The following is a 6,820-nucleotide window of genomic DNA, read 5'->3' as shown; positions in this document are numbered from 1 at the left end:
GGAAAAATGGCGCGGTAAGCATCAATAAGATTATCGCCAACGGTTCCAGCGCCCACAATCAATAGGTTTTCAGGCTCTGGATTTGCCAATAGTTTTGCACCCAAAACGCTATCGCCAGCTGTTTTCCACTTGGTGACAATATCGCTTTCAATCATCGCCTTGGGTGTGCCGGTCTCATCGTCAAAGATCAACATAGCGCCCTGCACAGTTGGCAAATTGCGCTGCGGGTTATCAGGACTGACGGTAACTGATTTGACGCCTTGGCCAAGTCCTTGAATGGCCGCAGCGCGTGAAAGAAGGGTTTTGTTGCCGCAGTCCAAAAACTGATCGCCAAGTGTCGCCTTAGGCAATTTGTGGCCTGCTATGATTGCATCACAGATCATCTGCCAATTCATGAGGTGATCTGCGTCAGTCGATTTAATAAATTGTATGTCCATGATCGTGAATGCATCCGATATCTTAAATGTGAAGCTGTTCGTGACCATGCATAAAAATGAATCGGGCACAACCATTCACGATATCGTCCGCACATCCGGCGCGACACTTTAAGCAAATAACCCGGCCCAAAAGAGCTAAGCCCCTAACGCGGCAAAGATAGTTTTAATGGTCTCCGCAACATGCTGAAGGCCTAAATCTTTCTCCCGACGTTTGTGCCATGCCAGATGCAGCGGAAAACCACTAACAGCGACAGGGGGCTCGAATATTGCGATGTCTTCCCGGCCATGAAGGGCAAGGCTGCGCCGCGGCACCATCGCCATAAAGTTTGACGAAGTAAGGATGCGCGGGATCATTTGAAACGATGGAACAACAACACCCACCTTGCGTGAGCGGCCCATTGTTTCGAGTTTTTTATCAAGCGGAGAGCGAAGCGCGCCCTGCCCTGAAACAAGAATATGGGGCCAATCAAGCCAGACATCCAAACCGAAACCTTGTACGGCAGGATGGTCTGCACGCATAGCAACAACATAATCCTCTTCGATCAATATATGTGTATCGATATGTTCTACATCGCTTTCAAACACAGAAATTGCCAGATCAGCGTCTTCATCTCTGAGCTGTTGAAGCGTTGCTTCAGAGCCATGCCAAGGTTTAAAAACAACAGTAATCCCCGGCGCGGTGACGCTAAGCACTGCGATAAGTGGGCCAGCAATAATCGCAACCGGATCGTCTGATGTGGTGATGCGGACGATCTGTTTTATGTTTTTGAGATCAACCGTAGGCGGATCGACCAAATCAACCACATCCAAAAGAAGCGACTTGAGCGGCGCTCTGAGCGCTTCAGCTTTCGCCGTGCGGTACATGATACCCCGACCACGTTCGAGCAACGGGTCACGAAACAAATCGCGGCAGCGTTGCAGAGCATTGGAAACGGCGGGTTGCGTCATATTAAGGCGAAGCGCAGCACGGCTCACATGTGCCTCATCAAGCAAAGCATCAAGCACAATTAGAAGGTTTAAATCTACATTTCTTAAATTCATGAAATCTATAATAGACTATATCTAATATCATTTGGAATAATTTATTGAGAACATTTAAATCGGGTTCTACACACCAACTGGAGTTTAGAAATGCCCGGAACCTTAATCTTACTTTTCCATCGAGATTTATCACAATCAAAAGCAAATGCAGGCCTCGCGAAGGCGGCGCAAACGGTTAAAGACGTTCAGGTCGTCGATATGCAGGCCCGTTATCCCGGCGGTGTCATCGATATATTTACAGATGCTGGCGCGGATGCAGAAATGCTGCTGTCTGCTGACCGGATCATTTTGCAATTTCCCATCCAGTGGTACGCCACACCAGCACTGCTCAAAGCATGGCAAGATGCTGTTCTGACAAGAATGTATTATATCTTTGCAGAAGCTGAAGGCGATCACCTTAAAGGCACGCCGCTCATGGTGGCAGCAACAGCAGGCAATACTTCAAGCGCTTACGGACGTGATGGTGCCAACCGTTATACGATAGATGAATTGCTCACACCGCTGAAAGCAACAGCACATCGTTGCGGTTTGCTATGGCACTCTCCCTATCTGGTTTTCACTGCAGATAAATTAGAACCGTCTAAATTAGAGGATGCGGCGCTCGGTTATGTGAACGCCATCGAACATTTCATTTCAGCGACCTCGGGCTCGTCAACCAGCGAGGCAGCGTAACGCTATGATTGAAAAACTACATGATACGCTCGTTGCTTCTAAGCGCGGCACACCAAAACTCTTTATCGTTTCTGGTCTGGCTATACCGCTGGGACTTGGCGTGCAGTTCCTACTTGCTGGCCACGCATTATTCGCTCAAGCCACTTGGGATGCACACATAATGTTTGGCGCACTCTTAAGCATTCCAATTCTATTGCAGTTTTCATATGCCGCAACCGTGCCTCATCTTCGTGGGTTCATCTGGTGGGCAAGCGCAGTTTTGGTGCTCTATTTGGTGCAGATTATGTTGGCTGCTGGCGGCACGGTAACCCTCGCCTACCATCCTTTTAATGCTGCCCTTCTACTGACAGCTTCGCTTATCATGCTATTCAAAGTTGAACGGCGTCGTGCATATAGCTTTCCCCATTCTTAAGCATCAGCCACAAACAAAGGCATCAACACCGAATTAATCGATGTTGATGCACTCTAAAAAACAAGCGGTCACAGAACGCAAAATGTGGAGGCTAGATCATTCAGCCGCAATCTTGCTGATCTCAGGCTTATTGATCTGGTTCAAGAGGTCTTGCCGTCTCTTATCATGAGCTGCCCGCGCTTCATCTTTGACAGGACCAAAGCCCCGCACCTGATCAACCGATGATAAAAGAGCCAGCGCTATGTGTGCAGGCGCAGAATCAAGCTTATTCAAAACCAGTTCAATATCCTGCTCATATTGCGTAATTAAAGCACGTTCCGCTTTACGCTCTTCACTCCGGCCAAATGGGTCGAAGGGCGTTCCGCGCAAGCCTTTCATTTTTGTCAAAAGACTGAACAGCTTTAATGTCAGCGGACCAAATTCACGTTTCTTTGGTCGCCCGTTTGGCGCAGTACCACTGAGCACAGGCGGCGCTAGATTAAACGAAATCCAATAATCACCATCAAATTGCTCATCTAGCGCAGCTTTAAATTCCGGCGTAGTGAAAAGCCGTGCAACCTCATATTCGTCTTTATAGGAAAGTAGTTTCGAATAGTTTTGGGCGACCGTGCGTGTGAGAGCTTCACCGTTTTTAATATCACGCGCCGCGCTGCGCACCTTAGCAACAACCTGCTTATAACGCTCTGCCAGATCTTTGTTTTGATATGCTGTCAGATGCGCTACGCGATGTTCAATCAGTGCATCAAGTGTCATCTCATCTTGAGCAATCTGAGGTGACTTGTCGCGCAGTTTTGACATGACAAAATCAGGATCATGAGCCAGCAGTCGGCCCCAATTCAAAGCGATAATATTTGCATCAATTGCAATACCGTTCAGCCGTATCGCCTCTTCCAAAGCGTCAATGCCAACCGGCACGAGGCCTTTTTGAAAAGCATAACCGAGCATCATAATATTGGTCGCGATTTCATCGCCTGCGACGGCAACCGCGATGTCAGAAAAATCACGGAAGTCATCTTTAGATCGCACCGTATCACCAACAGTGCGCTGAATTTCAGCAGCCTTAAAATCAAAGTCCCGCATCCGCACAAAATCTGAAACAGGAATAACCTTGGTATTAAGAATACCGTGGGTGCGCTTAGGGTCACAAATGATCGTGCCCTCTTTAGAGGCCGCAACAACAGCATCGGCTGCGATGATCACATCGGCACAACCATTGGCAATGCGCGGTGCACGCACCGGATAATCCTTTGGCGAAATGCGGATATGACTAAGAACAGCACCGCCTTTTTGAGCAAGCCCAGCCATATCCATAATCAAAGGGTTCTTGCCTTCAATATGTGCAGCCATACCAATCAGCGCGCCAATCGTTAAAACGCCCGTACCGCCAACACCCGTAACAGCAATGTTCCAAGGCTTTTCCATAGACGGCAGTTTTGGTTCAGGCAGAATAGAAAAATCAGGCATTTGTGCCGGCGCGTTCTTTTTCTTCTTGCTGCCACGCACGGTTACAAATGAAGGGCAGAACCCTTTAAGGCAGGAATAATCCTTATTGCACGCAGACTGGTTGATCTGACGTTTGCGGCCGAACTCTGTTTCCTTTGGTTCGATAGCAATACAGTTTGATTGCTTTGAACAATCGCCGCACCCTTCACAAACGCTAGGATTGATGAATAACCGCTCATCTGGATCTGGCGCAGCATTGTGCTTACGGCGTCTGCGTAATTCCGCTGCACATGTTTGAACATAAACAATAGCGGTCACACCAGGAACCTCACGCAGCTCCACCATGACCTGATCAATATAGTCACGGTGTTTGACAATCACGCCAGCAGGCAAATCTTTCGATTCATAAAGCTCCGGCTTGTCAGATAACAAATAGATCGTTTCAACACGTTCATTGTGCAGTTGATGCGCCAATTGCTGCGGCGAGAGTTCCCCGTCAAGCGGCTGACCGCCCGTCATCGCAACCGCATCATTATAAAGCAACTTATAGGTAATATTTGCCTTGGCCGCGACTGATGCTCGAACGGCCAATATGCCCGAATGGAAATATGTGCCGTCGCCCAAATTGACGAAACGGTGTTTCTCGTCCGTATAACGGCCAATCGCTGTCCACGGCACACCTTCCGCACCCATATGAGAAAAAGTTTCCGTATTTCGGTCCATCCATTGCACCATAAAATGGCAGCCAATGCCCGCCATCGCTTTCGAGCCCTCAGGCACGCGGGTGGATGTATTGTGTGGGCATCCGGCACAATAATGCGGCAAACGCGTCACCGGAGCCACATGCTTTAAACCTTCAAATTGACGATGCTCCAGAACGTGTAATTTAGTTTCAATGCTGGCCGCCAAACCTTCGGGCAAACCCATTTTCAAAATTCTATCAGCGATTGCGCGCGCAACTGAGCCAACCGTCAAACCTGCGGACAAAGAAAGGAACGGTTTGTCCTTTTCATCGAACTTACCAATGATGCGAGGCCGCACATCGGCGCGCCAATTAAACAGCTGTTCTTTAATCTGGTTTTCAATCAGCTCGCGGCGTTCTTCAACGATCAGAACTTCCTCAAGCCCTTGAGAAAATTCGCGAATACCAACCGGTTCAAGCGGCCAAGGCATCCGTACTTTGTAAAGCCTTAGACCAATCGCTTTGCGCTCTTCAGGTCCAATGCCCAATTCAATCAGCGCCTGAACCACATCCTCATAGGCTTTGCCAGAAGCAACAATACCAAAACGGGCTTCAGGCGTATCCATCGTAACTTTGTTCACGCCATTCGCACGGGCAAACGCAATCGCGGCATAGGCTTTCAGCTCCTGAAGGCGTTGATCCTGCACAAGCGGCGGATCAGGCCAGCGCAAATTAAGCCCGCCCTCTGGCATCTCGAAATCTTCTGGCAGAACGAACTGCGTTTGCTCCTGCGCCAAATCAATGACCGAGGTTGTCTCAATGGTCTCGGAGATCACTTTATAGCCGACCCAGCACCCCGAATAACGAGACATAGCAATGCCAAACAGCCCCATTTCAATAAATTCATGAATTGAGGACGGATAAAGCATCGGCATCACGGCAGATATAAATGCGTGATCGGATTGGTGCGGAATTGATGAGGATTTACACGTATGGTCATCGCCAGCAAAGGCCAAAACGCCGCCATGTTTTGAACTGCCAGCTGCATTACCATGTTTGAACGCATCGCCTGAACGATCAACGCCCGGACCCTTGCCGTACCATAGGCCAACCACGCCTTCGCGGTTAGCTTGCTGTGACAAATGAACTTGTTGCGATCCCCAGATTGATGCTGCGGCCAAGTCTTCGTTCAAGCCCGGTTGAAAGGTGATATCAAGCGGGTCCAAATATTTCTTTGCGCGCACCAATTGCTGGTCATAACCGCCGAGCGGTGAGCCACGATAGCCAGAAATGAAAGTTGCCGTATTGAGCCCTGCTTCTCGGTCACGGCGCATTTGCACCATGGGCAAGCGCACCAATGCTTGCGTTCCAGACAGAAACACCCGCCCCGACGTTGCGGTATATTTATCATTCAATGTGATTTTCGCGCTCAATCTTCATCCTCCCGATGTTGAGTGACCGTCATTGGAAGAGCTCGGACCGGTTCGAATGACCGCGCTCAATTCCAACTCTGATATCAAACAGTAAGGCGACTAGGCAGAAACATCATCCCTATTATTGTGAATTTATAGGGCGAAACAGAAACACTGTACCTTAAAGTCAAGAAAAAAGGAATTTTTGTTACGCAATCTGCTCGAAAGATATGACATGCCCATCAAAGCGCAATATAAAATCAAACAGGAACATCAGGTGTGTTTTTCACTTCTTTGAGCGTCAAACTTGTATTGATAAGCGAGACATGCGGCAGCTGGAGTAGCTTGTGCTTAACAGCCTCTTCGTAATCACGAATGCTGCGGGCCAGCACTTTCAATATAAAATCATATTCTCCTGCGGTGGTATAACATTCAACCACTTCGGGAATATCCTTCGATGCCCGCTCAAACTCCTCAAGCGTATGGCGTTTATGTGAAGCCATTCGCACGAAGCAAAACGCCACAATATCGAAGCCCATTTTTTGTGCATCGAGCAGATATCGCTTGTCCGTAATATAGCCTTCTTCTTGCAGCCGCTTGAGCCTGCGCCAGCAAGGCGTATGGCTCAACCCTGTGGCTTCACCCAGCTCCCGCATCGTAAGTTCAGGCTGCTTCTGCAACACTCTAAGAATACGCTTATCGGCTTCATCCATACACTGCC

The 6,820-nt window shown here is 48.7% G+C and carries 5 protein-coding genes and 1 pseudogene; 2 read left to right on the top strand and 4 right to left on the bottom strand.

All coding sequences use genetic code 11. From position 1 onward, the window contains the following. Together C504_RS0115525 and C504_RS0115520 are read right to left on the bottom strand one after the other, a co-directional pair. Positions 1-437, bottom strand: a pseudogene (locus C504_RS0115525) (ornithine cyclodeaminase); the annotation flags it as partial. Between the two features lie 135 nt (positions 438-572). Beyond that, positions 573-1,478 carry a LysR family transcriptional regulator gene (locus tag C504_RS0115520; protein ID WP_018690288.1) on the bottom strand — a complete coding sequence of 302 codons (906 nt, stop codon included), beginning with the start codon at positions 1,476-1,478 and terminating at the stop codon, positions 573-575. A gap of 90 nt (positions 1,479-1,568) precedes the next feature. On the opposite strand from C504_RS0115520, the gene C504_RS0115515 reads away from it, so the two are divergent. Both C504_RS0115515 and C504_RS0115510 read left to right on the top strand, forming a co-directional pair. Then, the gene (locus C504_RS0115515) at positions 1,569-2,150 is read left to right on the top strand and encodes an NAD(P)H-dependent oxidoreductase (RefSeq protein WP_018690287.1); all 582 of its coding nucleotides are present in this window, start codon (positions 1,569-1,571) and stop codon (positions 2,148-2,150) included. 4 nt (positions 2,151-2,154) lie between these two features. Next, on the top strand, positions 2,155-2,562 hold the full coding sequence (locus C504_RS0115510) for a DUF6220 domain-containing protein (RefSeq protein ID WP_018690286.1): 408 nt from the start codon (positions 2,155-2,157) through the stop codon (positions 2,560-2,562). A gap of 96 nt (positions 2,563-2,658) precedes the next feature. Here the strand turns inward: C504_RS0115510 and C504_RS0115505 are convergent, their stop codons facing one another. Both C504_RS0115505 and C504_RS0115500 read right to left on the bottom strand, forming a co-directional pair. Continuing rightward, the gene (locus tag C504_RS0115505; protein WP_018690285.1) at positions 2,659-6,120 is read right to left on the bottom strand and encodes an indolepyruvate ferredoxin oxidoreductase family protein; all 3,462 of its coding nucleotides are present in this window, start codon (positions 6,118-6,120) and stop codon (positions 2,659-2,661) included. A gap of 239 nt (positions 6,121-6,359) precedes the next feature. Further along, positions 6,360-6,812 carry an Lrp/AsnC family transcriptional regulator gene (locus C504_RS0115500; protein ID WP_018690284.1) on the bottom strand — a complete coding sequence of 151 codons (453 nt, stop codon included), beginning with the start codon at positions 6,810-6,812 and terminating at the stop codon, positions 6,360-6,362. Positions 6,813-6,820: the final 8 nt, after the last annotated feature.

The sequence above is a fragment of the Ahrensia kielensis DSM 5890 genome, assembly GCF_000374465.1.
GTDB classification, from domain to species: Bacteria; Pseudomonadota; Alphaproteobacteria; order Rhizobiales; family Rhizobiaceae; genus Ahrensia; species Ahrensia kielensis.
Note: the sequence above shows the minus strand (reverse complement) of the source record. Positions and strands in the feature narration are given on the sequence as shown.